Source organism: Marinobacter sp. UBA2498, from assembly GCF_002341575.1.
Lineage (GTDB): Bacteria > Pseudomonadota > Gammaproteobacteria > Pseudomonadales > Oleiphilaceae > Marinobacter > Marinobacter manganoxydans.
On record NZ_DDOI01000088.1, the window covers coordinates 5,524 to 8,465 of the forward strand.

The following is a 2,942-nucleotide window of genomic DNA, read 5'->3' on the forward strand; positions in this document are numbered from 1 at the left end:
TTGGTTCAGTTGGGCCTCGACGGCGAGTTTTGCCTGGTGGACCCTTCCGTTGCCGAGCAGTCCGGACGATTTCGGGAAGTCCTGGCGGACCCGGACACTCCAAAGCTTCTTTACGCCATGAGCGAAGATCTGGAACTTTTTCGCCAGTGGCTGAATCTTCAACCTGCCGGTGTCATTGATCTTCAAATCGGGGCCGCAATGGCCGGAGCAGGGTTCTCCCTGGGTTACGCGAGGCTGGTGGAAACCCTGTTCGGTGAGACTCTGGACAAGTCCGCCACCCGCTCTGACTGGCTGGCGAGACCGCTGAGCGATGCCCAGCAACGCTACGCGATTGACGATATCCGTTTTCTGGAGCCGATGTACCAGTGGGTCAGTGCATTACTTCGCGATCGCGGTCTGGAAGCGGCTCTGGTTGAGGAATCGGCGCGCTTTGCCAATGAACTGGCAGGGCAGGAGGATCCCGACAACCATTACCTGAAACTGCGGGCCGGATGGACCCTCTCGGCTCAGCAACAGGGTGTTCTCAAGGAACTGGTGCGCTGGCGTGAGCTGGAGTGCCAGCGGCGGGACCGGCCAAGGAACCGTGTGCTGGCAGATGCACTGTTGATTGCGATCGCGGAAAGGCTGCCAGCGTCCCTGAAGGAACTTTCTAACATTCAGGGAGTACCATCCGGCGCAGTCCGTCGGTATGGCGATACCCTGATTGAACTTGTTAGCCGGGGATCGACCGCGGATAATTCGTCCCTTGAGAGGATTGCGCCACCGTTGTCCCGGGATCAGCAGGGATTCTTTAAACAGTTAAAGCGTCTTTTCAGGAATGCAGCAGAAGATGCTGATATTCCAATGGAATTGTTAGCGCCGAGAAAGCGTTTGGAAAAAGTTGTACAGCAACCGGACCTCGCGCAACACGATTTTTTCCAGGGCTGGCGGGCGCAGATTCTTGCTCCGGTTCGCGCTGATATTGAGGAATTACTGAAGTCATGAAAGAGCGGGAATTTGTCTCTGTTTTCCGGAGCAGCAAAAAGAAGGATACCTACCTTTTTGTTCGGCGCGGACAGAAGTGGGAGGAGCTTCCCGAGAGCCTCCGGGGTATTTTCGGTCAGCCGGTTCATTCCATGGATCTGGTCCTGACGCCCGACCGCAAGCTTGCGAGAACTACCGGAAAGCAGGTTCTGGAAGCCATTGGCGAGAAAGACTTTTTTCTGCAAATGCCGGAAGAGCAGGAAGGGTACGTGGTGGACTTCAAGCGCAAACTGGATCAGCGCAATCCATGATTGCCCAGGTGCCGTTCTGGCAACGCAAGCGCCTGCATGAGATGACGCCTGAAGAATGGGAGTCTCTTTGCGACGGTTGCGGAAAGTGCTGCCTGAACAAACTGGAAGACGAAGACACCGGCGAGGTCTACCACACCGATCTGGTGTGTCGTTATATGAACGAAGAAACCTGCCAGTGCTCCGTTTACGAAGAGCGGCTCCAGAAGGTGCCGGGTTGCACAGTGCTGACACCGGATACCGTCAGCGACTACCATTGGTTGCCGTATACCTGCGCCTACCGGACGTTGGCTGAAGACCGGCCACTGGCCGACTGGCATCCTCTTCGAAGTGGGGATCCGGGTTCGGTGCACGAGGCCGGCGTTTCGATCCGTCACAAGGTGATGTCAGAAGACCGCGTGCCGGAAGAAGACTGGGAAGAACACATCATTCACTGGATCCTGTAATGATTGATACTGATGCACAACTGGCCTACGGGATTTTCTGGGCCGCCTACGCTATAGCCTTTGTCGTGTTCTTTTACATGATGAAGAGCCTGATCCGTTTTCTACCTTTTTATGGAGTGCGGACCCTGATTCTCGCCGCCCTGGTGGCCTTGCTGCTCACGCCGGTTGAATCACCCGATCTGGCCGGTTGGTGGATTCCGGCCTGGCTGTTCGGCGGCTATGAAATGATTCTTGGCGACGCCGACGCTTCAGGTCGGGCCATGTTTAACCTGGGGCTCGCCGGCTTGGTCATGCTGCTGGTCTGGGTGTTGGATCTGGTTCGCTACCGTCTTGTTCGTAAATAGCGCGAAAAAGAAAAAAAGATAAGGATGGATGCCTTGAGAGAGATGACATCGAGATGGTTTGGGCTGGTTGCAATTTGCTTCGTGCTCAGTCTGCCAGCCGGGCTGAATGCCCAGGAGAGCGACGATGTTCAACTGCCGGAGCAGTCGGACGTCCGGATCATAGTCGACATCTCGGGCTCCATGAAAGACACCGATCCGGACAACCTGCGACAGCCCGCCGTGCGTCTGCTGGCCCGGCTGTTGCCAGAGGGGGCCTCCGCGGGTGTCTGGACCTTCGGGCAATATGTCAACATGCTGGTGCCGCACCGTGAGGTGACCAACGCATGGCGGGAAATTGCCATTCAGCGCTCAGCTCAGATTAACTCGGTCGCACTCAGAACAAACCTTGGCGCGGCGATTGAGACGGCAAGCGATGACTATTTCACGGACGGTGATCTGAGCCGGACCCACTTCATACTGCTGACCGACGGCAAGGTCGATATCTCCGACGATCCTGCAAAGAATACCGCAGAGGAAACTCGTATTCTGGATACGATTGTCGCTGATCTCATCGAAAGGGGCGCTACCTTTCACCCAGTAGCTCTCTCTGAGGCCGCCGATACCGACTTTTTGAAAGCGTTGGCGACAGACTCAGGCGGTCGTTTCCAGGTGGCGGATACAGCAGATGCGCTGAACCTGGCATTTCTTCAGGCATTGAATACCGCGGTTCCACAGGAGCAGATTCCCATTGAGGGCAATGGCTTTACCGTGGACGAGGGCGTTCGTGAGTTTACCGCCCTGATTTTCTGGGGCGAGTCTGAAACCTCTGCCACCCGGGAGCTTGCCCTCGTGCGCCCGGACGATCGGGTCGTTAATCTTTCGGAGTTTCCCGACAACGTCCG

At 56.4% G+C, this 2,942-nt stretch carries 5 protein-coding genes; all 5 read left to right on the forward strand.

Annotated features, from left to right (window positions below):
* The coding region (locus tag B2W52_RS12260) for a ribonuclease D (RefSeq protein ID WP_286803282.1) at window positions 1–984 on the forward strand (984 nt) is incomplete at its 5' end.
* A complete protein-coding gene (locus B2W52_RS12265) occupies window positions 981–1,274 on the forward strand; it encodes a YcgL domain-containing protein (RefSeq protein WP_008171841.1) in 294 nt (97 codons plus the stop codon). The genes B2W52_RS12260 and B2W52_RS12265, both read left to right, overlap by 4 nt.
* Complete coding sequence (locus B2W52_RS12270; protein WP_273157933.1) at window positions 1,271–1,717, forward strand: YcgN family cysteine cluster protein; 447 nt, start codon at window positions 1,271–1,273, stop codon at window positions 1,715–1,717. The genes B2W52_RS12265 and B2W52_RS12270 overlap by 4 nt, the downstream gene beginning before the upstream one ends.
* Window positions 1,717–2,061 (forward strand): hypothetical protein, encoded by a 345-nt coding sequence (locus B2W52_RS12275; RefSeq protein ID WP_273069823.1) that lies wholly within the window; start codon window positions 1,717–1,719, stop codon window positions 2,059–2,061. The genes B2W52_RS12270 and B2W52_RS12275 overlap by 1 nt, the downstream gene beginning before the upstream one ends.
* A 42-nt stretch (window positions 2,062–2,103) precedes the next feature.
* The coding region (locus B2W52_RS12280; RefSeq protein ID WP_286803285.1) for a VWA domain-containing protein at window positions 2,104–2,942 on the forward strand (839 nt) is incomplete at its 3' end.